At 65.0% G+C, this 24,425-nt stretch carries 19 protein-coding genes; 8 read left to right on the top strand and 11 right to left on the bottom strand.

Annotation, left to right across the window (positions count from 1 at the left end; all coding sequences use genetic code 11):
* Positions 1-69: 69 nt before the first annotated feature.
* Entirely contained in the window at positions 70-564 is a 495-nt protein-coding gene (locus ACP92_RS17225; RefSeq protein WP_013235394.1) for a dihydrofolate reductase, read from the bottom strand.
* A gap of 326 nt (positions 565-890) precedes the next feature.
* Between ACP92_RS17225 and ACP92_RS17220 the strand changes: the two genes are divergently transcribed.
* From ACP92_RS17220 to ACP92_RS17205, 4 genes are all read left to right on the top strand, one after another.
* Positions 891-2,516, top strand: coding sequence for a glucan biosynthesis protein G (locus ACP92_RS17220; protein ID WP_013235393.1), 1,626 nt, complete (start codon positions 891-893; stop codon positions 2,514-2,516).
* Positions 2,489-5,137, top strand: coding sequence for a glucans biosynthesis glucosyltransferase MdoH (gene mdoH, locus ACP92_RS17215; protein ID WP_041311064.1), 2,649 nt, complete (start codon positions 2,489-2,491; stop codon positions 5,135-5,137). The genes ACP92_RS17220 and mdoH overlap by 28 nt, the downstream gene beginning before the upstream one ends.
* Positions 5,138-5,278: 141 nt before the next feature.
* Positions 5,279-6,487, top strand: a complete 1,209-nt coding sequence (locus ACP92_RS17210; protein WP_013235391.1) for an efflux RND transporter periplasmic adaptor subunit — start codon at positions 5,279-5,281, stop codon at positions 6,485-6,487.
* 127 nt (positions 6,488-6,614) lie between these two features.
* Entirely contained in the window at positions 6,615-8,051 is a 1,437-nt protein-coding gene (locus tag ACP92_RS17205) for an efflux transporter outer membrane subunit (RefSeq protein WP_041311063.1), read from the top strand.
* Between the two features lie 36 nt (positions 8,052-8,087).
* On the opposite strand, the gene ACP92_RS17200 is transcribed toward ACP92_RS17205, so the two are convergent.
* The 4 genes from ACP92_RS17200 to ACP92_RS17185 form a co-directional block, all read right to left on the bottom strand.
* The gene (locus tag ACP92_RS17200; RefSeq protein WP_013235389.1) at positions 8,088-9,158 is read right to left on the bottom strand and encodes an NAD(P)H-dependent flavin oxidoreductase; all 1,071 of its coding nucleotides are present in this window, start codon (positions 9,156-9,158) and stop codon (positions 8,088-8,090) included.
* Between the two features lie 61 nt (positions 9,159-9,219).
* Positions 9,220-10,191: a thymidylate synthase gene (locus ACP92_RS17195; RefSeq protein WP_013235388.1), complete on the bottom strand. Its 972-nt coding sequence runs from the start codon at positions 10,189-10,191 to the stop codon at positions 9,220-9,222.
* Between the two features lie 157 nt (positions 10,192-10,348).
* Positions 10,349-11,281: a 3,5-dioxohexanoate:acetyl-CoA acetone transferase gene (gene kce, locus ACP92_RS17190; protein WP_013235387.1), complete on the bottom strand. Its 933-nt coding sequence runs from the start codon at positions 11,279-11,281 to the stop codon at positions 10,349-10,351.
* A gap of 86 nt (positions 11,282-11,367) precedes the next feature.
* Entirely contained in the window at positions 11,368-12,153 is a 786-nt protein-coding gene (locus ACP92_RS17185) for an SDR family oxidoreductase (RefSeq protein ID WP_013235386.1), read from the bottom strand.
* Between the two features lie 328 nt (positions 12,154-12,481).
* Here ACP92_RS17185 and ACP92_RS17180 point away from each other — a divergent pair, with 328 nt between their 5' ends.
* Positions 12,482-13,186: a GntR family transcriptional regulator gene (locus ACP92_RS17180; RefSeq protein WP_013235385.1), complete on the top strand. Its 705-nt coding sequence runs from the start codon at positions 12,482-12,484 to the stop codon at positions 13,184-13,186.
* Positions 13,187-13,216: 30 nt separating this feature from the next.
* Here the strand turns inward: ACP92_RS17180 and ACP92_RS17175 are convergent, their stop codons facing one another.
* Positions 13,217-13,588 (bottom strand): hypothetical protein, encoded by a 372-nt coding sequence (locus tag ACP92_RS17175; RefSeq protein WP_240727256.1) that lies wholly within the window; start codon positions 13,586-13,588, stop codon positions 13,217-13,219.
* A gap of 225 nt (positions 13,589-13,813) precedes the next feature.
* Between ACP92_RS17175 and ACP92_RS17170 the strand changes: the two genes are divergently transcribed.
* Positions 13,814-14,455, top strand: a complete 642-nt coding sequence (locus ACP92_RS17170; protein ID WP_013235383.1) for a DedA family protein — start codon at positions 13,814-13,816, stop codon at positions 14,453-14,455.
* A 170-nt stretch (positions 14,456-14,625) separates the two neighbouring features.
* Here ACP92_RS17170 and ACP92_RS17165 read toward each other — a convergent pair whose 3' ends face one another.
* Together ACP92_RS17165 and ACP92_RS17160 are read right to left on the bottom strand one after the other, a co-directional pair.
* Entirely contained in the window at positions 14,626-15,744 is a 1,119-nt protein-coding gene (locus ACP92_RS17165; RefSeq protein ID WP_013235382.1) for an NADH:flavin oxidoreductase/NADH oxidase, read from the bottom strand.
* Positions 15,745-15,820: 76 nt separating this feature from the next.
* Positions 15,821-17,665 carry an ABC transporter transmembrane domain-containing protein gene (locus ACP92_RS17160; RefSeq protein ID WP_013235381.1) on the bottom strand — a complete coding sequence of 615 codons (1,845 nt, stop codon included), beginning with the start codon at positions 17,663-17,665 and terminating at the stop codon, positions 15,821-15,823.
* A gap of 289 nt (positions 17,666-17,954) precedes the next feature.
* Here ACP92_RS17160 and egtD point away from each other — a divergent pair, with 289 nt between their 5' ends.
* Complete coding sequence (gene egtD / locus ACP92_RS17155) at positions 17,955-18,923, top strand: L-histidine N(alpha)-methyltransferase (RefSeq protein WP_013235380.1); 969 nt, start codon at positions 17,955-17,957, stop codon at positions 18,921-18,923.
* Positions 18,924-18,966: 43 nt separating this feature from the next.
* Positions 18,967-20,340: an ergothioneine biosynthesis protein EgtB gene (gene egtB, locus ACP92_RS17150; RefSeq protein ID WP_013235379.1), complete on the top strand. Its 1,374-nt coding sequence runs from the start codon at positions 18,967-18,969 to the stop codon at positions 20,338-20,340.
* A gap of 19 nt (positions 20,341-20,359) precedes the next feature.
* Here egtB and ACP92_RS17145 read toward each other — a convergent pair whose 3' ends face one another.
* The 3 genes from ACP92_RS17145 to leuA form a co-directional block, all read right to left on the bottom strand.
* Positions 20,360-22,111, bottom strand: a complete 1,752-nt coding sequence (locus ACP92_RS17145) for a methyl-accepting chemotaxis protein (RefSeq protein ID WP_013235378.1) — start codon at positions 22,109-22,111, stop codon at positions 20,360-20,362.
* Positions 22,112-22,333: 222 nt separating this feature from the next.
* On the bottom strand, positions 22,334-22,573 hold the full coding sequence (locus tag ACP92_RS25245) for an NnrS family protein (protein WP_013235377.1): 240 nt from the start codon (positions 22,571-22,573) through the stop codon (positions 22,334-22,336).
* Positions 22,574-22,697: 124 nt separating this feature from the next.
* Entirely contained in the window at positions 22,698-24,401 is a 1,704-nt protein-coding gene (gene leuA / locus ACP92_RS17135) for a 2-isopropylmalate synthase (protein ID WP_013235376.1), read from the bottom strand.
* Positions 24,402-24,425 lie beyond the last annotated feature (24 nt).

Raw genomic sequence — 24,425 nt, 5'->3', positions numbered from 1 at the left:
ATATGCGCCAAAGAGCTGGGCAGTTTATGCAAAAATGGGAAAAAACAACAGCTTGCCTGCGGCCTGCTTTCAACGTCTTTCGTATGTCACAAAAGCGTAGTCCAATCCGGAAGTTTCGGAGTGGTGTTCTTCGCGCGCGGTTTCCTGCCAGACCTGCTGGTCCAGCGCCGGGAAGAAGGCGTCGCAGTCGAAGGTCTGGGCGATGCGGGTAATGATGAGGCGATCGGCCAGGGGCAGCGCCTCGGCATAGATCTGTGCGCCGCCGATGATGAAGGCCGGCGCACCGGCGCAGAGGGCCGCGGCTTCCTGCAGCGAGCCCGCGGTTTCCACCCCGTCATGTTGCCAGCCGGCATTGCGGGTGATGACGATGTTGCGACGGTTGGGCAAGGGGCGGCCGATGGAATCGAAGGTCTTGCGTCCCATCAGGATGGCATGGCCCGAGGTGGTGCGCTTGAAATGCGCCAGGTCTTCCGGCAGCCGCCAAGGCAGGGTGTTGTTGATGCCGATGCCGTTGTTGAGGTCGGTGGCGACGATGAGGGTGAGCTGGCCGGAGGAGGTGGTCATGCGGATGCTGTCTTGCCTGGGATGGGTGGGAGCAGGCCGGCGCAAGGGCCGGCGAGCTTGTCTTCAGACGCATAATGTTACAGCAGCCATGCTGCGCCACGGAACTTTCTGCACCTGCGCCTGCCTTTATACCTGAAACCGTGCTCCTGCGAGCACGCAGCACTTGGGTGGGCGAGGGCAGCTTGCTGACCATCAAGCTTGCACTTTGATGCGGAACCTCCCATCTATACGAACACTCCCCACGACATTTGGGTAAACTAGCGCCTGCTTTCCGGGCCGGCGCTGCAGCCTCTGCGCCAGCGGAAGGCACTCAACCAGAAAATTGCATGTCAGACAAAACAATAATGCTGCTTCACACCACCTCCGGGCCTGCCTGCGCACCTTTGTGCGAGCGCAGCGCCTTACGATCATCCTGGTGGCGTCGGCTTGCCGTTCCGGCAACCCTTGCGGGCTTGCTGGCCCTGGCGCTGCCGCAGGCCGCCCTGGCGTTCGATTTCAATACGGTCGCCGCCCGCGCCAAGGCGCTGGCCGGCAAGTCCTACAAGAAGCCCGCCGACGAGCTGCCCAAGTCCCTCAAGGACCTGAGCTACGAACAGGCCAGCCAGATCTATTTCCGCGACGACAAGTCCTACTGGCGCGCCCAGAAGCTGCCCTTCGAACTGTCCTTCATCCACCTCGGCGCCAGCTATACCGAGCCGATCAAGGTCAATGAAGTGGTCGGCGATGCGGTGCGCGAGATCCATTTCAATCCCGCGCTGTTCGACTACAGCGCCACCCGCAGCGTTGATCCGCGCAGCCTGCGCAACCTCGGTTTTGCCGGTTTCCGGGTGCGTTTCCCGGTCAATTCGGCCAAGGTCAAGGATGATGTGCTGACCTTCCACGGCGCCAGCTACTTCCGCGCGCTCGGCAAGGGACAAAGCTACGGCCTGTCGGCACGCGGCCTGGCCATCGACACCGCGCTCTATTCGGGCGAGGAATTCCCGCGCTTTACCGAATTCTGGCTGGAGCGTCCCTCCGCCGAATCGAAGGAACTGGTGATCTACGCGCTGCTGGATTCGCCACGCGCCACTGGGGCCTACCGCTTCGTGCTCAAGCCGGGCGCCGATACGGTCATGGACGTCAAGGCCCAGCTCTACCTGCGCAGCAACGTGACCAAGCTGGGCATCGCCCCGCTGACCAGCATGTTCCTCTTTGGCGAGAACCAGCCCGGTCCGGCCGACGACTTCCGTCCGGAAGTGCATGATTCGGATGGCCTGGCCATGCAGTCGGGGACGGGCGAATGGCTGTGGCGTCCGCTGGTGAACCCCAAGCGCCTGCTGGTGACCTCGTTCTCCTTCGACAATCCGCTGGGCTTTGGCCTGATGCAGCGTGATCGCAGCTTCTCGCATTACGAAGACCTGGACTACAACTACCAGGCCCGTCCCAGCGCCTGGGTCGAGCCCAAGGGCAAGTGGGGTTCGGGGCGCGTGGAGCTGGTGCAGATCCCCACGCCCGACGAGACCAACGACAATATCGTGGCCTACTGGATTCCCAATACGCTGCCCAAGCCGGGCCAGCCGTTCAACGTGGAATACCGCCTGTCGTGGCAGAAGGACAATGAAAAGCGTCCGCCCCTGGCCTATGTCACCCAGACCCTGTTCGGTCACGGCTACCGGCCCAAGCAGGAAGGCAAGACCGATGATGTGCAGCAGCTGTCGATCGACTTCGACGGCGGCAACCTCAAGAAACTGCCCGCCAATGCGCGTGTGGAAGGGGTGGTCGAGGCCGATGCCAATGGCAAGCTGGCCAGCGTGACCACCCGCAAGAATGAAGCGACCGGCGGCTGGCGCGTGGAAGTCAAGCTGCGCCGGACTGAAGAAAACAAGCCTGTCGAGCTGCGCGGTTTCCTGCGCAACGCCAATGGCGGCACAACCTTGTCTGAAACGTGGAGCTACATATTACCCCCCAACTAAGGCAGACTTCGGCAGCTTCGCAGGCGCTCGACGATTATCTCGCGCGCCTGCCGCTGTCGCCTGAGCAACGCCAGGACCTGGCAGCGCGGGCGGGGGCGATCGGCTCCGGTGATCCGGTGGCCGATCTGCACCGCGTGCTGGCCGAGGCCTCTGGCCTTGACGCTAGCCAGGCCGGCCCCGCTGCGCAGGCCTCGGTCGATGCGCGCCTGCGCCTGCTCTATCCGGCTGCCACGCCCTCTGCCGTCCCCGCTGCGCAGGCTGCACTGACAGTGCAGGGCGCCCCCGTGCCACCGATCGGCCAGGAACGCGGCCAGCCGCGCATTCCGGTGGGGCCGCCCATGCATCGCAAGTCCATGGTGCCGCGTCCTTGGGGCGAGCTCAATCCGTTCTCGCGCTGGGTGGAAGAAGAAAACCGCCGCCTGGAACGCCGTCCCAGCCGCTGGCGGCGCGCCCGCAAGGGCCGCGCCAAGGTGGTGGAAACGCCCCCGCCGGTGGACGACGAACCGCGCTACATCGAAGATCACCTGGACCAGTCCGAGGCGCCCGATCCCAAGGGCCACTGGCAGCATACGGGCAATGTGCGCCGTATCACGCTATTGATCCTGATGGTGTTGCAGACCTCGATGGCCACCTACTTCATGAGCGACGTGCTGCCGTATCACGGCACCAAGCCGCTGGAAATGGTGGTGCTGTTCCTGTTCGGGTTGCTGTTCCTGTGGGTGTCGGCGGGCTTCTGGACGGCCATGACCGGGTTCCTGGTCCTCATGCGGGGCGACGACAAATACCTGATCTCGCACGAGAAGGCCGGCAATACCGAGATCGCGCCCGAGGCGCGCACCGCCATCGTCATGCCCATCTGCAACGAGGATGTGGCGCGGGTCTTCGCGGGCCTGCGGGCGACCTATGAGTCGCTGGAGCGCACCGGCCAGATCCAGCATTTCGACTTCTTCATCCTCAGCGACAGCGGCGAGGCCGACATCTGCGCAGCCGAAACCGCTGCATGGAATCGCCTCTGCCGCGAGACCGGCGGCTTCGGGCGCATCTTCTATCGCCATCGCCGCCGTCGCGTCAAGCGCAAGAGCGGCAACCTGGATGACTTCTGCCGCCGCTGGGGCGCGGACTACCGCTACATGGTGGTGCTGGACGCCGACAGCGTCATGACCGGCGAATGCCTCACCAAGCTGACCCGCCTGATGGAAGCCCATCCGGGTGCCGGCATCATCCAGACCGCACCCCGCGCAGCGGGCCGCGATACGCTGTATGCCCGCATCCAGCAGTTCTCCACCCGCGTGTACGGGCCGCTGTTTACGGCCGGCCTGCACTACTGGCAACTGGGCGAGTCGCACTTCTGGGGCCACAACGCCATCATCCGGCTGCAGCCCTTCATGAAGCACTGCGCGCTGGCGCCGCTGCCGGGCAAGGGCAACCTGTCCGGGCCCATCATGTCGCACGACTTCGTCGAGGCTTCACTGATGCGCCGCGCCGGCTGGTCGGTGTGGATCGCCTACGACCTCGACGGCAGCTATGAAGAGATGCCGCCCAACCTGCTCGACGAGTTGAGCCGCGATCGCCGCTGGTGCCAGGGCAACCTGATGAACTTCCGCCTGTTCCTGGCGCGCGGCATGCACATCGTGCACCGCGCCGTGTTCGTCACTGGCGTGATGGCCTATGTGTCGGCGCCGCTGTGGGGGCTGTTCCTGATCCTCTCCACGGTGCTGCTGGCGGCCCATACGCTGATCGATCCGCAGTATTTCACTTCGCCGCGCCAGCTCTTCCCGATCTGGCCGGAATGGCATCCGGAAAAGGCCCTGGCGCTGGTGTCAGCCACGGCTACCATCCTGTTCCTGCCCAAGATCCTGGCCGTGCTGCTCTTTGCGGTGAAGGGCGCGCGTGGATTCGGCGGCGCGCTGGCGCTGTTCCTGAGCATGGTGATCGAACTGCTGTTCTCCATGGTGCTGGCGCCGGTGCGCATGCTCTTCCATACCCGCTTCGTGCTGGGTGCTTTCCTGGGCTGGAATGCCGGCTGGAAGTCGCCCCCGCGGGCCGACAACGAAACCGGCTGGGGCGAGGCGATGCGCCGCCATGGCTGGCATTCGCTGCTGGGCGTGGCCTGGGGCGCGCTGGTCTACTGGCTCAATCCTTCCTTCATCTGGTGGCTGATCCCCATCGCCGGTTCGCTGGCGGTGTCGGTGCCGGTGTCGGTGTTGTCCTCGCGGGTGACGTATGGACGCGGCTTCCGCCGCGCCGGTCTGTTCAAGATCCCCGAAGAGACCTCGCCACCGTTCGAGCTGCGCGAGACCGTGCGCCTGTTGCAGGAAACGCCGCCGCTGCCGGGCTTCGTCGAGGCTGTGGTCGATCCCTCCTTCAATGCGCTGGTATGCGCCACCGCCCATGCCCATCCGCAGGTGCCACAGTTCACCCAGCACCTGCGCGAGAAGCTGGTGCGCACCGCGCTCAGGGAGGGACCGGACGCGCTCAGCGACAAGCAGAAGAACAGCATCCTGGAAGAACCGGGTTTGCTGTCCCAGCTGCACCAGGCGGTCTGGAGTGGCGCGCCGGAGATCCATCCGGACTGGCGCGTCGCGCTGGGCCAGCAAGTACCGCAAGCACTGGCCGCCTGAGGGGGCGGGCAATGCTGTGACGGCCGGGGACATCCGGCCGTCATCATTTTCTGGGATGATTTTTTCGTATCCCCTTTGTCGTATCGTTTGTCGTATCCCTTTTTTTGTATCGTTTTTTTGTATCGTTTGCCGCGAGCCATCATGACCGAGCCGCACGACCCGCTTCCCCATATCGTCCCCACCACGCATGCCCCGACCCGACAGAAGGCCTGGTGGAGCAGCGTGGCCCTGGTGATCGTGCTGGGTGGCGGTTACTGGCTGTATTCGCGGCAGCAACCGCCGCCGCCCGCGCCCAAGCCGATTCCGGTCAAGCTGGAGACGGTGACCGTGGAGCGCGCCGACCTGGAGCAGGTCGTCAACGCCACCGGTAATGTGGTGGCCCAGGATTATGTGGATGTGGGGTCAAAGGTGGCCGGGCAGATTTCCGACGTGGACGTAGTCGTGGGCGAGACCGTCAAGGCGGGCAAGCTCCTGGCCACCGTTGCTCCGGCGGTGCAGAGCAGCCGCATCGAGAACAACCGCGCCACGCTGGCGCGCCTGAAGGCCGAGCTGGCCGGGCAGAATGCCCAGCTCGATTTCGCCCAGCTGCAATTCCAGCGCCAGACCCAGTTGAAGGCCGAGAACGCCACCCGCGAAGAATCCTATGAGTCCAGCCGCATGAACATGTATGCGGCAGCGGCCAGAGTGGACGCCACCAATGCCCAGATCCAGCAGACCGAAGCAGCCATCCGCGAGGACGAGGCGGTGCAGAAGCAGACCCGCATCGAAGCGCCGGTCAGCGGCACCATCGTGACCCTGAATGCGCGTCCCGGCCAGATGGTGGCCGCCAACCAGGAAGCCCTCATGCGCATCGCCGATCTGTCGCGCATGACCGTGCAGGTGCCGGTGGCCGAGGAAGACGTGACCCGGCTGCAGAAGGGCATGACAGCCTATTTCACCACCCCTGGCTATCCCGGCAAGCGCTGGAGCGGCAAGCTGCGCCAGATCATGCTGCTGCCCACCGACGACTCCGGTCGCCAGGGCAAGAAGGCCTTCTACACGGTGTTCTTCGACGTGGCCAACCCCAGCCGTGAATTGATGAGCGGCATGAGCGCCGATGTCTATTTCGTGCTGGCGCGCGCCGAGCATGTGCCGACCATTCCGCGCACGCTGGTGACCAAGCCGGGCATGGATGGCACCCAGACCGTGAAGGTAGTGCTCGCCGATGGCAAGCTGGAAACCCGCAAGATCAAGATCGGCATCCGCGATAACGAGCGCGCCCAGGTCTTGTCGGGCCTGAAGGAAGGCGAGCAGGTGCTGCTGCCGGCCAACCCGGCGGCCAGCACGGTTGCGCCCGCTGCGCGCCAGTGAACGCCGTGTCTGCCCTTGCTTGATGTAGAGTAGAGGCCCTGCCGCCAGGGCGGCCTCCTGTCCCCTGTTTGGATGCACCAGCCCCATGAGATCGAGTCGTTCCTCCCATTGCCCCGTTAGTCCCATTATGTTGCCCGCGTTCACCCGCGTGGCGCTGGCGGCCGCGCTGGTGCTGGCCGTCGGCGGTTGCGCCATGCGCGAAGTGCAGACCGATCCCATCCTGGAAATGCAGGTGCCCGACAAATGGGGCGGCGGCGCCTCGGCCGATGTCGCCCACGCCGAGCAGCTCTGGCCCGATACCGACTGGTGGAAGCAGTTTGGCAGCAATGAACTGTCTGAATTGGTGGAGCAAGGGCAGCGCAACAACTACGAGATCGCCGCCGCCTATTCACGCGTGAAGCAGGCCGAAGCCCAGGCCCGCATCGCCGGTGCGCCGCTCTTGCCCAGCGCCGGCATCAATGCTGGCGCTGCACGCGAGATTCCCATCTCCGGTGGCACGCCCACCAACACGGCCAACGCCAGCCTGCAGGTCAGCTACGAGATCGATTTCTGGGGCAAGAACCGGGCCGGCGTCGAGGCTGCCGAGGCCACTTTGCGCGCCAACCGCTACGACCGCGAGACGGTCGCCCTGACGGTCACCAGCGGCATCGTCTCCACCTATCTGCAGGTGCTGTCGCTGCGCGACCGTCTGGCCATTGCGCGCCAGAACGTCCAGAATGCCGAGCGCGTCTTGCGCCTGGTCGAGGCGCAAAGCCGCGCCGGTTCGGCTTCGCCGCTGGACCTGGCGCGGCAGCGGTCGGCCCTGGCCAACCAGCGCCAGCTCATCCCCGACCTGCAGCAGCAGGAACAGGACGCCCAGACGGCGCTGGCCATCCTGCTGGGCCGCCCGCCGCAGAATTTCAAGGTGGAAGAAAAAGGCCTGGCGCGCATCCAGATGCCGCGCATCTCCGCCGGCCTGCCCTCGGAACTGCTGACCCGCCGCCCGGATATCCGTCGCGCCGAAGCCAGCCTGGCGGCCGCCAATGCCAACGTGGCCGTGGCGCGCGCAGCACTCTTCCCCAGCATCACCCTGACCGGTTCCACCGGCGCACAGAGCAGCGCCTTGCTGTCGCTGTTCGACGGTCCCAACCTGTTCGCCAACCTGGGCGCGGGATTGATCGCTCCCATCTTCGACGGCGGCAAGCTGCGCGGCCAGCGTGACCTGGCCATCGCGCAGAAGGAAGAGCTGGTGCAGGTCTACCGGCAGCGCGTCATCACGTCGCTCTCCGAAGTGGAAAAGGCGCTCGGTGCGATCCGTAGCCTGGAAGAGCGTTACCGCCTGAAGGTAGGTGAAGTGGACCAGGCCCGTTTCGCCTTCGAGCTGGCCGAGATCCGCTATCGCGCCGGGGCCGAGGACCTGCTGGTGGTGCTGGACACCCAGCGCACTCTCTCCGAAGCCCAGAACCAGTTGGGCCAGATCAAGCTGCAGCGCCTGCAGGCCACCGTCTCGCTGTACAAGGCGCTGGGTGGCGGCTGGCAGGATAGCCAGGCGCCGGGCGATTCGGGCACCAGCAGCGTTTCCTGAGCAGGCGCGGTCTCAGGCTGCTCCTCAGGTCAATGCTCAGGCCTGCTGGGCTTGCCACTCCTGCACCAGCAGGTGCACCAGTTCCGCCACCGTATAGCCATCGCGGATGAGCGCCGCGCCCTGGCCGGCCCAGTGCGCGCCGAACTCATGCACGTCCCTGGCCGCGGCCAGCGCATGCAGTTGCTTGCCAGCGTCGTAGGCGGCCGGGTAGGCCGGGATCGGCGGCGCGGCGGGGGTATCGATTTCTTCCATGAAGCGGTTGACGATGCCGCGCGCAGGCCGGCCCGAAATGGCTGCGGTGACGCGGGTATGCTGCGCGCGCGGGCTCTTGAGCAGGGCGCGGTAGGACGCATTGGCGTTCGATTCGCGCGTCAACAGGAAGGCGGTGCCCATCTGCACCGCCTGCGCGCCCAGCTGCAGCGCGGCCGCAATGCCGTGGCCATCCATGATGCCGCCGGCCGCGATCACCGGCAGCCGGGTGTGCTGCACCAGCAGGCGCAGCAGCGCGAAGCTGCCGATCTGTTCATCCTTGGTTGGGTCGAAGATGCCGCGATGACCGCCCGCTTCGAAGCCTTGGGCGACGATGGCGTCCAGCCCGGCGGCCTCGATCTGGCGCGCTTCATCCAGATTGGTCGCGGTGGCCATCAGCAATATACCGGCCTGCCTGAGCGCGCCGATCACGTCAGCAGGCGGCAGACCGAAGTGGAAGCTGACCACGGCAGGCGCATGTTCCAGCACCACCTGTTGCATCTGGGTGTCGGCGTTGAAGCTTTGGTAGATCTCCTTCAAAGGCGCGGCGATACGACCGCCGAACTCGTCCAGCAGCGGTTGCAGATGGGCCAGCCAGGCGCGATCGCGCTCGCTGTCCAGCACGGCGGGCTGGTGACAGAAGACATTGATGTTATAGGGTTTTTCGGTCAGCGCATGCAATTGCGCCAGCGCCTCGCGGGCTTGCTCGGCATTGGACGCGCCCAGCGCCAGCGAACCCAGCGCGCCCGCATTGGAGGCGGCGGCAGCCATGACCACGGTGGAGCTGCCCGCCATCGGTGCCTGGATGATGGGATGGGCCAGGCCCAGTCGTTGCATCAGTGGGGTGGGAGTGTGCATGCATGTCTCCAGGGAGGCGCAGGCCGGCTGGCGTGCGGCCAGCCTGGCTTGCACAGGGGGCTCAGACCGCCATGGGCGCGGTCAGCGGTGCATGGTGCTGGTAGTTCACCAGCGAGAAGTCGGATGGCTCGACCAGTTCCAGCCACTGCGGCTCGTAGCGCCCGGTGCGGGCGAATTCGGGCACGCGGTCGGCGATCTCCAGTTGCGGCAGCGGGTAGGGCGCGCGCGTCAGCTGCTCCTTGACCATGTCGATATGGTTTTCGTAGATATGGGCGTCACCCACGAAGTAGCTGAACCAGCGCGGCTTGTAACCGGTCAGGCGCGCCACCAGGTGCAGCAGCGCCGCGCCTTCGGCCAGGTTGAAGGGCGTGCCCAGGCCGATGTCATTGCTGCGCACGTACAGGCAGAGCGAGATCTCGCCGGTGCTCTGGTTGGGCAGGAACTGGTACAGCAGATGGCAGGCCGGCAGGGCGACTTCGTCGAGCACGGCGCAGTTCCAGCCATGGAAGAGGATGCGGCGGCTGCCGGGATTGTTGACGATGGTGTCCAGGCATTCGCGCAACTGGTCTACGGCCTTGTAGAGCAATACCTTCTCCACGCCCTCATCCTGCAGCGACGACACGATGGCAAAGCCCTTGCTGCGGGCGGCCTCGATCTGCGTAGTGTGGGCCGCGTCGATCAGCTTGTAGGCCGGCCATTGACGCCATTGCACACCGTAGACCGGACCCAGGTCATCGGCGCCGCTGCGGAAGGGATTGGCCAGCCAGTCGGCGTTTTCATTGGCGTTCTGGTCCCAGACCTTGCAGCCCAGCGCGCGGAAGTCAGCCGCGCTGCGGGTGGCGCGCAGGAAGCCGCACAGCTCGCCCACCACCGACTTGAAGGCCAGGCGCTTGGTGGTCACCGCCGGAAAACCCTTCTGCAGGTCGAAGCGCATCATCGCGCCGGGGATGCTCAGGGTGCGGATGCCGGTGCGGTTGTCTTGCCAGGAGCCGTTCTCGAGCACGTCCTGGATCAGGTCTTGATATTGTTTCATTGCAATGTCTGGGAGGCTGGCCGCTAGGCCGGAAGATGGGGGATTGTAGCGTATCGGCACGCCCGGCACCCGATGGCCGGCCAGCTTGTCATTGCAGCAAGGAGGGGCAGCCAGCCGGAGACCCTTGCGGCTCCGGCCTGGCCAGGGCAGCGCCCGCTCAGAAACCGACCTGGTCGCCGCCCTTGAGCTTGAGCATGGCGCGGGCGTCCTCGGGGCTGGCCACTTCCAGCGAGAGCGCTTCGATCACGGTGCGGATGCGGCGCACCTGGTCGGCATTGCTCCTGGCCAGCTTGCCGGGGCCGTCCCAGAGCGAATCCTCCAGCCCCACGCGGGTATGTCCGCCCATGGCGGCGGCCATCGTGGCAATCGGAATCTGGCCGCGCCCGGCGCCCAGTACCGACCAGAAGTAGTCCTGGCCAAACAGGCGGTCGGCGGTGCGCTTCATGTGCATGACGTCTTCCACATCATTGCCGATGCCGCCGCGCAGGCCGAACACCGACTGGATCAGGAAGGGCGGCTTGATCAGCCCGCGATCGATGAAATGCGCCGCCGTGTAGAGATGGCCGATGTCGTAGCACTCGATCTCGAAGCGGGTCTGGTTGGCGCTGCAGGATTCCAGGATGTAGGCGATGTCCTTGAAGGTGTTGCGGAAGATGCGGTCGTCCGAGCCGGCCAGGTAGGGCTGTTCCCAGTCGTACTTGAAGTCCTTGAAGCGGTTGAGCATTTCATACAGCCCGAAGTTCATCGAGCCCATGTTCAGCGACGCCACCTCGGGCTTCAACTGCAAGGCCGGTTGCAGGCGTTCTTCCACGCCCATGGTGGGCGCGCCGCCGGTGGTGAGATTGATCACCACGTTGGAGCGGGCCTTGATCTGCGGCAGGAACTTGCGGAACGCGTCCGGGTCCTGCGTGGGTTTGCCGTTGCCGGGATCGCGCGCATGCAGGTGGACGATGGCCGCCCCGGCTTCGGCGGCGGCCAGGGCTTCGTCGCGGATCTGCTCGGGTGTCACCGGCAGATAGGGGGACATCGAGGGCGTATGGATGGCGCCGGTGACGGCGCAGGTGATGATGACTTTTCGCGGCTGGGCCATGCTGTGTGCTCCTTTGATCTGCGTAGTTGTAGGGGGGGATGGGATGGGGTGTTGCGCTGGTTTTTCCTGTTGGCCTGGATGGGCGGTCACCCCAGCACTTCGACATTGCCGCACACCGACAGGCTTTGACCGCTGATGCTCGCGCCTGCAGGGGAACAGAGGAAGATGACCTGGTTGGCGATGTCCTCGGCCGTGACCATCTTGCGCAGCGAGACCCTGGACAGCAAGCGCTGGCGCATCTCTTCATGCCCGATGCCATAGGCGGCCGCCTTGGCGGCGACGATGCGTTCCTGCCGCGCGCCCTCGACGATGCCCGGCAGCACGGCGTTGACGCGGATGTGGGACGGCCCCAGTTCGATAGCCCAGGTCTCGGTCAGTCCGATGACGCCATACTTGGAAGCCGAATAGGGCGTGCGCAGCGCAAAGCCCAGCCGGCCCGCCACCGAGGAGATGTTGACGATGGCGCCGCCGCCGTTCTTCTTGAGCAGGGGCACGGCGCGGCGGGTGCAGAGGAAGGGGCCGGTGAGGTTGACGGCAAGGGTCTGGTCCCAGTCGGACAGTGCCACTTCTTCCACCGGCGAGGTGGGGCCGGCGATGCCGGCATTGTTGATCAGCACGTCCAGCCTGCCGCTCCAGCGCTGCGCGAGGTCGGCGAACATGGCGTCGACCTCGCGCTCGCTGCTGACGTCGGTGCGGCTGTAGCTGACCGGGGCGTGGCCGAAGCGTGCGCGTGCGCTGGCGAGGAAGTCCTCGCTGACGTCACAGATGTGGACGTGTGCGCCGGCCTCCACGAAGGCGGCCGTGATGGCCAGGCCGATACCTTGGGCGCCGGCGGTGACGATGACTTTCTGGTCTTTCAGATTCAGGTCCATGAGGAGATGTCCTTGCCTTGTGTGGTCGCGCAGGGGCGCGTCGGCCAGGTGGGGCGCCGATCCCTTGCGGTCTGCGGATATCGTTTGCATGTCATTTATTTGACATGTGATCAAATGTATTGAATAGAATCAGGAGCGTCAACTCGCCATTCCTGACCGCAGGGACAGTGGCATGCCGCGGGAAAGCGGCCGCCCGGGCAGGCTGCAGGCGGCTTTTGCGGCAAGGTCAGATAGTTTGGCTGGGCGGACGGCTGGTTGGGCGCGATAGTCCGGTCAGTGGTCTGCGCAGTGCTTGGATATAATCCGCAAAAAATTTTCACACATCGCCATGGACCCGACCCTCATCGCCGACCTTTCCACCATGCGCAAGATCCAGCACGCCACGCTGTCCGAGCGGGTGTATCAGGACCTGTGCGAGCTGATCCAGGCGGGGCAGGTGCGGCCCGGTCAGAAGCTCACGCTCAAGGGCCTGGCCGATGCACTGGGCACCAGTCCGATGCCGGTGCGCGAAGCAGTGCGCCAGCTGGCCGCCGAGGGCGCGCTGGAAATCCTGCCCAACCGCGCCATGCGGGTGCCGCTCATGACCAAGGGCAAGTTTCGTGAATTGCTGAAGATCAGATTGGCGCTGGAGGGCTTGGCCATCGAACATGCCGCCCGCCATATCGATGCGGTGGGACTGGAGCAAGTGGCGCGTCTGCATGACACCCTGTCGGTCGAGATGAAGCGCAAGAGGCCCAATGTGGACCTGGTCATCCGCCTGAACAAGCAATTGCATTTTGCCGCCTATCAGGGGTCGGGCATGCCGACCCTGGTGGACCTGATCGCCGGGTTGTGGCTGCAGGTCGGGCCGGTGATCAACCTCGACCTGCGCGCCGGTTCGCGGCGCCTGGCCGAAGCGCCGGCGCTGGTTCACCATGCGCGGCTGCTGGAGGGCTTGCGCGCGGGCTCGCCAGAAAAAGCCCGCGCCGGGCTGGAAGGCGACTTGCTCAGCGCCGCCGAGATGATCCTGGCCGGCGACGGCCTGCCCGACTGAGGCAGCGTCGGGGCAGCCGCAGACGGGGTGTCAGGAACGTTCTTCGATATCGTAGGTAGCGCGCAGCAGGGCCTTGCGCCGCTCCACCTCGGTCTGGCGCGGCGAGCGCTGCCGACGTGGGAAGCGCTGGCGCGGCGAGCGCATGCTCCAGCCAAAGGCCAGCAAGACCGTCGTCAGCGGCAGCAGCGCCACGGCGGCGGCCAGCATGTCGAGATCGGCCTGCAGCAGCAGATCTCGCATCACTCCCGAGAGGATGCAGGAGAGTACAGTCAAGCAGATGGCCGCAGCGGTCAGGGGGAGGGCGTCCAGGGTCTTGTCCAGCAGATGCAGCAGTGGGGTCTTCATCATGTTCTCCGGGGTGCGCTTGCGGCGGTGGATGGAAAGTTCGGTCGGCAGTGGCAAGCGCGCTGCGCTGCCTGTGACTGATATCGGAGCCCGTGGCGACAACTTGCGGGGATAGGCTGGTAAAGAAATGCAAGACGGCGTCAGGCGCCGCTTTGCAAGTCTGACGGCCTACTGAAGAGCTTGCCCGGCAAGGCTTGCAGGGCGTTTTGTGGAGGCGGGATTTTTTTGCAGGAGCGACGTGAGCAGTTGGTACAATGCCGCTTTCTCTCATTTTCAGGCTTTATGGATATTCTTCTGTTCCTGGTCGATTTCATCGTCCATATCGACCGTCACCTGGCCGAGCTGGCCGCTTCCTATGGACCCTGGCTGTTCCTGATCCTGTTCCTGATCATCTTCTGCGAAACCGGCCTGGTGGTCACGCCCATCCTGCCGGGCGACTCGCTGCTGTTCGTCACCGGTGCGCTGGCCGCCACCGGCGCCTACGATATCAACCTGATGGTGCTGACCCTGATCGTGGCCGCCATCCTGGGCGATAGCACCAACTACCAGATCGGCAAGATGCTGGGCATCAAGGTCTTCGACAAGCCCAATTCACGCATCTTCAAGAAGGAGTACCTGGACAAGACCCATGCCTTCTTCGAGAAGCACGGCGGCAAGGCCATCATCATTGCCCGCTTCGCCCCCATCGTGCGCACCTTTGCGCCCTTCGTTGCCGGTGTGGGCGCGATGACCTATACCCGCTTCTTCCTCTACAACGTCGTCGGCGGTATCGCCTGGGTCGCTAGCTTCGCGTATGCCGGCTATTTCTTCGGCAACATGCCCATCGTGAAGAAGAACCTGAGCCTCTTGATCGTGGCCATCGTGATCCTGTCCATCCTGCCGGGCATCATCGAATACATCCGCCACAAGCGTCGTCCGGGCTGATTGCGCGGTCCGGCTTCAGGGCAAGAAAAATGCCGATCAGTTCACAGTGTAGAACTGATCGGCATTTTTTCATGAACGATCCATCGCATGCCGTTCGTCCTGAGTAGATCCGCCAGGATCGTATCGAAGGCGTGGCTACGCAGTCCGACTGGTTGCAGCAATGCAGCGTGTCATTGTTCCTTCAAACCGTATTGCACCTCCGGCCGCAACGGCGTCTTGCTGGACGCCGCCCGTACATATTGCGGCGGCCAGGCCACCTCTTCGCGCAATTGCTGCGCGGCATGCAACGGCCAGTACGGATCGCGCAGCAGTTCGCGCGCCAGTAGCACCAGGTCGGCCTGACCGGTGCGCAGGATGTGTTCGGCCTGGATGGCGTCGGTGATCATGCCCACCGCGCCGCTGGCGATGCCGGCCTCGGCCTTCACGCGGGCGGCAAAGCTGGTCTGGTAGCCGGGGCCGACCGGAATGACGGCCTTGGGGGCATTGCCGCCGCTGGAGACATCCACCAGGTCCACTCCCAACTCGCGCAGGCGCTGCGAGAGCGTGACGGTTTCCTCGGGCGTCCAGCCGCCGTCGACCCAGTCGGTGGCCGACAGGCGCACCAGCAGTGGCAGTTCTTCAGGCCAGACCGCGCGCGTGGCGCGGGTGATCTCCAGGAGGAAGCGGATGCGGTTCTCGAAGCTGCCGCCATACTCATCGGAGCGCTGGTTGCTCAGCGGCGAGAGGAACTGGTGGCCCAGGTAGCCGTGCGCACCGTGCAGTTCGATCACCTTGAAGCCGGCGGCAAGGGCGCGTTGGGCGGCGTCGGCAAAGGCTTGCACCAGGGCGCCGATCTGTTCCACGCTCATCGCCTGCGGCGTGCTGTAGCCATCGTCGAAAGGCAGTGCCGATGGCGCTTGCGGCGTCCAGCCGCCGGCGGAGGGCGGCACGCTGCCGGCGGGGCCGTCCCAGGGGCGCAAGATGCTGGACTTGCGGCCGGCATGGGCCAGCTGGATGCCGGGCACCGCGCCTTGCTGCTCGATGAAGCGGGTGATCCGGCGCAGCGGCGCGATGTGTTCATCCTTCCAGATGCCCAGGTCGGCGCTGCTGATGCGGCCCTCGGCGACCACCGCGGTGGCTTCCATGAGCACCAGCCCGGCGCCGCCCACGGCGCGGCTGCCCAGGTGCACCAGGTGCCAATCGTTGACGAAGCCGTCTTCGGCCGAATACTGGCACATCGGCGAAACGGCGATGCGGTTGGGCAGGGTTACGCCGCGCAGGGGCAGGGGCGAGAACAGGTGGCTACTCATGCAGGACTCCGGTCATGTCGTTGGCTGGCAAAAGCCGCAGTCTAGGCGATTTTGCGCGGACGCGTCGGCGCGGTCGTCATTGCGTCTGGAACTGCAGCGCCGCCAGTCCGGCATAGAGGCCGTCGCGCGCCACCAGCTCGGCATGGGTGCCGCTCTCGACGATGCGGCCATGCTCCAGCACGATGATGCGATCAGCCCGCTGCACCGTCGCCAGACGGTGCGCGATGACCAGGGTGGTGCGGCCCACCATGGCCGCTTCCAGAGCGCCTTGCACCAGTCGTTCGGATTCGGCGTCCAGGGCGCTGGTGGCTTCGTCCAGCAACAGCAGCGGCGGATTCTTCAACAATGCGCGGGCAATGGCGATGCGCTGGCGCTGGCCACCGGAGAGGCGCACGCCGCGCTCGCCCAGGAAACAGGCATAGCTGCCGGGCAGGCGTTCGATGAACTCGTGCGCGGCGGCCATCTGGGCGGCGGCGATGACCTCGGCGTCGCTGGCCTCAGGGCGTCCGAAGCGGATGTTTTCCATGGCATTGGCCGAGAAGATCACCGTATCCTGTGGCACGATGCCGATGGCGCCGCGCAGGGCCTGCAAGTCCAGGTAGCGGATATCGACGCCATCGAGGAGGATCTGGCCCTGCTGCGGATCATAGAAGCGCAGCAGCAGCTGGAACAGCGTGGTCTTGCCCGCCCCGGAGGGCCCGACGATGGCGACCGTCTCGCCCGGCTGCACTGTCAGCGACAGTTGCGTCAGCGAGGGATGGCCGGGACGCGAGGGATAGTGGAAGTCCACCCCCTGCACCGTCAGCGCGGCGCCGTTGGCGGTACGCGGCGGCAGCTTTTCGGGCAGCAGTACCGACTGCACCGGCGAGTGCGCCGCCAGCAGATCGAGCAGGCGCTCGGTGGCGCCGGCTGCGCGCTGGGTATCGCCCATCACTTCCGAGAGTGCTCCCAGCGAGCCCGCTACCAGCGAGGCGTAGAGGATGAACTGGCCCAGTTCGCCGCCACTCATGCTGCCCTCCATCACCGCGTGCGCACCCAGCCAGAGCACGAAGACAATCGCGCCGAACACCAGCAGGATGGCCACCACCGTCAGCAGCGAGCGCGCGCGCACGCGTTCCATCGCTGTCCCGAAGGCACGCTCGACCGACTGGGCGAAGCGGCGCGCCTCGATCTCTTCATGGGTGAAGGCTTGCACGGTCGGCATGGCGTTGAGGATTTCGCCGGCCATGGCCGAGGCGTCGGCCACGCGGTCCTGGGAAGCGCGCGAGAGCTTGCGCACGCGGCGGCCGTAGAAGACGATGGGCAGCACCACCGCCGCCAGCATGACGATGATGATCGAGGTCAGCCTGGCGCTGGTAAAGAAGAGCATGCTCATGCCGCCGATGAACAGCAGCGCATTGCGCAGGGCCATGGAAATGCTGGTGCCCACCAGGGTCTGGATGAGGGTGGTGTCGGTGGTCAGGCGCGAGAGTACTTCGCCGGTCTTGGTAGTCTCGAAGAACTCGGGGCTCTGCGTGACCACGTGCGCATAGACGGCGCTGCGCAGGTCGGCCGTGACGCGTTCGCCCAGCCACGACACCATGTAGAAGCGCAGCGCCGTGGCCACGCCCAGGATGCAGGCCACGCCGAACAGCGCCAGGAAGTACAGGTTGATGTGGCTGGCGCTCTTGCTGCCGGCCGCGCCAAAGCCCAGGTCGATCATCTGCTTGAAGGCATAGGGAACGGCCAGCGTGGCGGCGGCCGCCACCACCAGTGCCAGGCCGGCCAGCAGGAACTGCTTCTTGTAGGGCGCCAGGAAAGGCAGCAGGCCGCGCAGCGCCGCCAGGGCCGATTTGCGGGCGGTGGGGGAGTCCGCGGCGTGGTCGTCGGCAGGGTGGCCTGCCTGGGCAGGCAAGGGTGAGGAACTGGGCGTGGAAGACATAGGAATGAACTGGGTTGTCGGAAGGCAGGCAGCGTATTGTCAGTCAGTGGTCAGTGGACCAATGGACCAATGGACCATCACCTGCAGCGGAAAATCTTATTGCCGCGTTGAACCACCGCGGTATGCCTCAGTCGGAACAAGCATCGGTAAAGCCGGGCGGCGCAGCGCTTGCGCCGCCCATGCAGTGTAGCGCAATGTCGCAAAGTTGCCTGTCAGCCATTGCCTGGCGCGGCATCTCTGGCGCAACATCCAATCCCCACCCAGCCTATGCATAGGCAAGGAGACACGCTTGGCCCAACCCGCTCTGATCCCCGCTGACCTGGACAGCCTGTCCGAAGACCGCCAGCGTCGCGCCGAACTGGTGACCGGCCTGACCGCGCCGGCCGCCTTCATTTCCCCCAAGTATTTCTACGATGTCCTGGGCAGCAAGCTCTTCGAAGCCATCTGCGCCTTGCCCGAGTATTACCCCACCCGCACCGAGGCCGCCATCTTCGCCGAGCACCGCGATGAGATCGCCGCCGCCGTCGGCCAGGACGCCTGCCTGATCGACCTCGGGGCCGGCAATTGCGCCAAGGCCGCCAGCCTGTTTGCAGCCCTGCGGCCGCGCCAGTACGTGCCGGTCGATATCTCGGCGCAATTCCTGCAGCAATCGGTAGCGGGTTTGCAGCGGCGCTTTCCGGATATTCCCATGTTGCCGCTGGGCATGGATTTTTCCAGCACGCTGGCGTTGCCGGCGCAGGTGCAGCGGGAGCGTCGCCTGTTCTTCTATCCCGGTTCTTCGCTGGGCAATTTCGATCGGGATGAGGCGCTGGTCTTCCTGCGCCGCCTGCGCGCGGCGCTGCCCGACGCTGCCGGCGGCGTCCTGCTGGGGCTGGACCTGGTCAAGCCCAGCGCGGTGCTGGAAGCGGCGTATGACGATGCCTTGGGTGTCACGGCGGCGTTCAACCTGAATGCGCTGAACCACATCAATGGCCTGCTGGGCGCAGACTTCAATGCGCGGGACTGGCGTCACCTGGCCTTCTACGACGAAGCCCAGCAGCGGGTAGAAATGCACCTGGAAGCGCGCCGTGACCTGATCGTGCGCTGGCCGGGCGGGCGCCGCACCTTCCGCCAGGGCGAGCGCATCCATACCGAGAACAGCCACAAGTTCCGCGCCGACGAAATCGCCGACCTGCTGGCCCAGGCCGGTTTCGGCGACTGCCAGATGTGGTGCGACCCGCAGCGCTGGTTTGCGGTTTGCCATGCGCGGCCGCGCTGATTGTGCGCTGATCTTGCGCTGAACTTTTCTTGCAGGAGAACGGATGTCCCCACCCAGCACTGCGATGCCGACGTCACCCCACCTCATCGCTGACAGCCAATCCGACCCGGCCACCTCGGCAGTCATCGATGCCGTCATCGACGCCGCCCTCCATCAGCTCAACCATCGCAGCCGCGAGAAGCTGGGTGACCGCTACCGGCGATTGCGACGGCAGTCGCTGGTGATCGCCGAGCCGCTCTCGCCCGAGGATTGCTGTGTCCAGGCCATGCCCGACGCCAGTCCGGTGAAGTGGCATCTGGCCCATACCACCTGGTTCTTCGAGACCTTCTTGCTGGAGCGCTTCGAGAGCGGCTTCAAGCCCTTCCATCCGCAATTCCGCATGCTGTTCAATTCCTACTACGAGGGCGTGGGCGAGCGTTTCCCGCGACCGCAGCGCGGCATGCTCACGCGCCCTGCGCTGGCCGAGGTGCTGGCCTATCGCGAGCAGGTGGACCAGCGCATGCTGCTGCTGATCGATGCGCTCGACGCCAATGGCGCTAGCACTAGCGCCGTGGCCGCCGGCGGCGGTGACGCCCAGCCGCAACTGGCGCAGTTCCTCAGCTTGCTGGAACTGGGCATGCAGCATGAGCAGCAGCATCAGGAGCTGATGCTGACCGACATCAAGATGCTGCTCTCGCTCAATCCGCTCCAGCCCGCCTACCAGCCGCTGCCAGAGAGTGTGCCGCTCGACGATCCGGCCGAGCTGGCGCTGCAATGGCATCGCATCGAGGCCGGCGTGGTGGAGATCGGCCATGCCGGGCCGGGCTTCTGTTTCGATAACGAGACGCCGCGCCACCGCCAGTTCGTCGAGGCTTACCAGTGCGCTTCGCGGCTGGTCAACAATGCCGAATACCTGGACTTCATCCAGGCCGGCGGCTATCAAGACCCTAGCCTGTGGCTGGCCGAAGGATGGGACTGGAAGGAGCAACTGGCGCTGCGCCATCCGCTGTACTGGCGCAGGGATGCGCAGGGACAGTGGAGCGAGTTTACCGAATATGGCGTGCAGGCCTTGCAGCCGCATCGTGCGGCTGTGCATCTGTCGTATTACGAGGCCGATGCCTATGCCCGCTGGGCGGGCGCGCGCCTGCTGACCGAGGCGGAATGGGAGCATGCCGCTGCGCACCTGCAGGGCGGCGGGCGCGAGTTCTTCGGCGTGGCCTGGCAATGGACCAGCAGCAGCTACGCGCCTTACCCCGGCTTCGTCGCCGCTGCCGGTGCGGTGGGCGAATACAACGGCAAGTTCATGGTCAACCAGTACGTGTTGCGCGGCTCATCCTCGGCCACGCCCTTGAACCATGCGCGGCTGAGCTATCGCAACTTCTTCCCGGCGACGGCGCGCTGGCAGGTCAGCGGCATCCGCCTGGCGCGCCAGGGCTAGCGCCCTGGCACGGCCGGGTTCAGAAGGTTTCCCACTCTTCCGATTTGTCTTCCCGCTTGCTGGCGGGCAGGGCCGGTGCCGCCGGTGCCGCCGGTGCGTTCGTGACGGCGGGTGCGGCAGGCTTGGCCGGCAAGCTCTTGGTGGCGCGCGGGGCCGCAGCGCTGACCTTGCGCAATACTGGAGCGACCGGAGCGACCGCGCTGGGCGCCGGTCCGCTGCCGCCCACCTCATCCAGGCGGAATACGCCGACCAGGTCCAGCAGCCGTTGCGCCTGGTCTTGCAGGGCCTGGGCGGCAGCGGCGGCTTCTTCCACCAGCGCGGCATTCTGCTGGGTGGTGTTGTCCATCTGCATGATGGCCTGGTTGACCTGCTCGATCCCATCGCTCTGCTCGCGCGTGGCGGCCGAGATTTCCCCGACGATATGGCTGACCTGCTCGATGCTGTTGACCACGGCGTCCATGGTGCTGCCGGCCTGCGCCACCAGTTCGGTACCGGAAGTGACCTGGTTGACGGAGTCGTTGATGAGCTCCTTGATTTCCTTGGCGGCCGTGGCCGAGCGTTGCGCCAGGCCGCGCACTTCCGAGGCCACCACCGCAAAGCCGCGTCCCTGTTCGCCCGCGCGCGCCGCTTCCACGGCGGCGTTCAGGGCCAGGATGTTGGTCTGGAAGGCGATGCCGTCGATGACGCTGATGATGTCGACGATCTTGTGGGAAGAATCGTTGATGGCGCCCATGGTCTGCACCACTTGCTTGACCGCCAGGCCGCCCTGGTTGGCGACCTGCGAGGCATTGGCCGCCAGCTCGCTGGACTTGCGGGTGTGATCGGCGTTCTGCTTGACGCTGGAGGTCAGTTCTTCCAGCGAAGAGGCGGTCTCTTCCAGGGCGCTGGCCTGCTCTTCGGTGCGTGAGGAAAGATCGAGGTTGCCGGTGGCGATCTGGGTCGAGGCGGTGACCATGGAATCGGTGCCGCGTCGCACCTCCAGCACGATGGCCTTGAGCTTCTGGTTCATGGCCGCCAGCGCCTGCAGCAGGCGGCCGGTTTCATCATTGGAGTGGGCAGCGATGACGGCGGTGAGGTCGCCGGCAGCCACCGTTTCGGCGACTTCGACGGCGCGGCTGAGCGGGCGGGTGATGCTGCGCGAGATGGTCCAGGCGATGAAGGCGGCGAACGTGGCCGCCAGCACCCCTGCAATGACCATGATCATGCGAGTCGTCTCATAGGCGGCTTCGGCCTGATCGACGGACTGGTCCATCAGCTTCTGCTGGGTGTCGGAGAGTTCGTCGAGCTGGCTGAAGTAGATCTTCTGCAGGGGCACCATTTCGCTGAGCATCAGTTTGATGGCGGCATCCTTGTCACCCGAGCTCTGCAGCTTGTCGATCTGCTTGCGCAAGGCGGCGTAGCTCTTGCGAGTTTCGGTGACTTTGTCCAGCTTGGCCTTGGCCTCGGGATTGGCGACCAGGCGGGTCAGCTCGTCGTAGAGTTTGGTATTCTCGGCGGACAGGCTTTCGATGGTCTTCTGCTCGGCCGCAATCTGCGCCGGATCGGTCATCAGCAACTGGTTGCGCAGGGAGATGGCGACATCGTCGACCTTGCCCGAGATGGTATTGATGATGGCGATCTTCTTGTAGCGGTCATTGACCACCAGGTCGAGCGCTTTGTTGATATCAGCCAAGCGGGCCAGGCCCAGTGCGACGATGCCCGCGATCACCAGGATCAGGATGCTGAACGCAATGGCCAGGCGTGTGGCAATACTCAGATTGTTGAAGCGCATTATTTTTCCCCCGAAAAATGAACAGCGACTTGTTGATGGACCCCCAGAAAAATTAATAATAAGCGAGTTACGTATTTTGAAAACTCACCAATTACGCAAATTTGCGTGACCCTAATCAACTTCCGCGCACGCATTCCGCAACGGCTGAGCTTGCGCCATGACGCGGCCCAAAAAAAATGCCCCGCGATTGGCGAGGCGGGGCGCAGGGAAAACGTAGTCTTTTCAGCGCAGGCGCGGGCGCAGCAGCCATGCACCATAGCGCGCCACGAACAGCAGGAAGGCCAGCGCCCAGCACAGCGCCGAGAGCTGGAGCAGATAGGCATTGCTAAGCGACAACGTGGCAGCGATGCGACAAAAGGCCGCCACGCTGATGATCAGGAAGATGATGCGCGTACTGCCATCGGCGCTGAGGGTGCGGCCCGTTGACCTCGGGAAAGATCGGCCAGCCCAGCAGAGCGGCAAGCAGGCGAGGGTGAACTGTTGCGAAATGCAAAACGAGAAAGGGGGGCAGAACGAAACAACGCCGGCCTGTAGGCCGGCGTTGCGCTCAGGGAAGCATGCCGGGATCGCCGGCGATGTTCCGTTTTCAGGCAGCCTTGGCTTGCGAAGAGCCGGCCTGGTTGGCGCTCTCGCTGATGGCGATCTGACGGTTCACGGCAGACAGCACGGCCTTGAAGGATGCGGTAACGATGTTGGCGTCGATGCCCACGCCGAAACCGGTCGGCGCTTCGTTCAGGCGCAGCTCGATGTAGCTGGCGGCCTTGGCGTCGGCGCCGGCGCCGATGGCGTGTTCATGGAAGTCCATCAGCTTGATGTCCAGGCCCAGGGCATGCACGAAGGCATCGATGGGGCCGTTGCCGCTGCCGCGCACGGTCACCGGCTGGCCATTGCGCACGATATCGACTTCGATGTTGATGGACTCGGCCTTGGAGCTGTCTTCGGACATGCGATGCGCACGGTAGACATACGGCTCCACGCGCTCCAGGTATTCACGCTGGAAGATGGCGTGGATGTCGGAGGCGGCGATTTCCTTGCCGGTGGCGTCAGCCTCGCGCTGGATGGCGCGCGAGAACTCGATCTGCAGGCGGCGCGGCAGGGCCAGGCCGTATTCCTGTTCCAGCAGGTAGGCCATGCCGCCCTTGCCGGACTGGCTGTTGACGCGGATGACGGCGTCATAGCTGCGGCCCAGGTCGGCCGGGTCGATCGGCAGGTAGGGCACTTCCCAGATGGCGTCGGGCTGCTGCTTGGCGAAGCCCTTCTTGATCGCATCCTGGTGCGAGCCGGAGAAGGCGGTGAAGACCAGGTCGCCCACATACGGATGGCGCGGGTGCACCGGGATCTGGTTGCATTCTTCCACCACCTGGCGCACCACGTCGATGTCGGAGAAGTCCAGGCCCGGGTTCACGCCCTGGGTGTACAGGTTCAGCGCCAGCGTGACCAGGTCGACGTTGCCGGTGCGTTCGCCATTGCCGAACAGGCAGCCTTCGACGCGGTCGGCGCCGGCCATGACGGCCAGTTCGGCCGAGGCCACGGCGGTGCCGCGGTCATTGTGCGGGTGTACCGAGATGATGGTGCTGGCGCGATCCTTCAGGTTGCGGCACATCCATTCGATCTGGTCGGCATAGACGTTGGGCGTGGCGCATTCGACGGTGGAGGGCAGGTTCAGGATCACCTTGCGTTCCGGGCTGGCGCCCCAGGTTTCGCAGACGGCGTCGCAGATTTCCTTGGAGAAATCCAGTTCGGTGGTGCTGAAGGATTCGGGCGAGTATTCGAAGCGCCATTCGGTGCCAGGACGCGCATCGGTCAGTTCCTTGACCAGGCGGGTGCCGGTGACGGCGATGTTCTTGATCTCTTCACGCGACATGTTGAAGACGATCTTGCGGAAGGCCGGAGCCACCGAGTTGTACAGGTGGACGATGGCCTTCTTGGCGCCTTCCAGCGATTCGATGGTGCGGCGGATCAGTTCCTCACGCGACTGGGTCAGCACGATGATGGTCACGTCATCGGGAATGCGGTTCTCGACGATGAGCTTGCGCACGAAATCGAAGTCGGTCTGCGAGGCCGAGGGGAAGCCCACTTCGATTTCTTTCAGGCCGGTTTTCAGCAGCAGTTCGAAGAAGCGCAGCTTGCGTTCGGCGTTCATCGGTTCGATCAGGGCCTGGTTGCCATCGCGCAGGTCGGTGCTCATCCAGATCGGCGGGGTGTTGATGACCTTGCTGGGCCAGGTGCGGTCGGGCAGGTCAATGGCCGGGAAGGGACGGTATTTGGCGGCGGGGTTGCTTAACATCATGATGGACCTCTTAGTCTTCGGATT

The sequence above is a fragment of the Herbaspirillum seropedicae genome, assembly GCF_001040945.1.
In the GTDB taxonomy this organism is placed as follows: Bacteria; Pseudomonadota; Gammaproteobacteria; order Burkholderiales; family Burkholderiaceae_D; genus Herbaspirillum; species Herbaspirillum seropedicae.
This window is presented reverse-complemented; position numbering and strand designations above follow the sequence as displayed.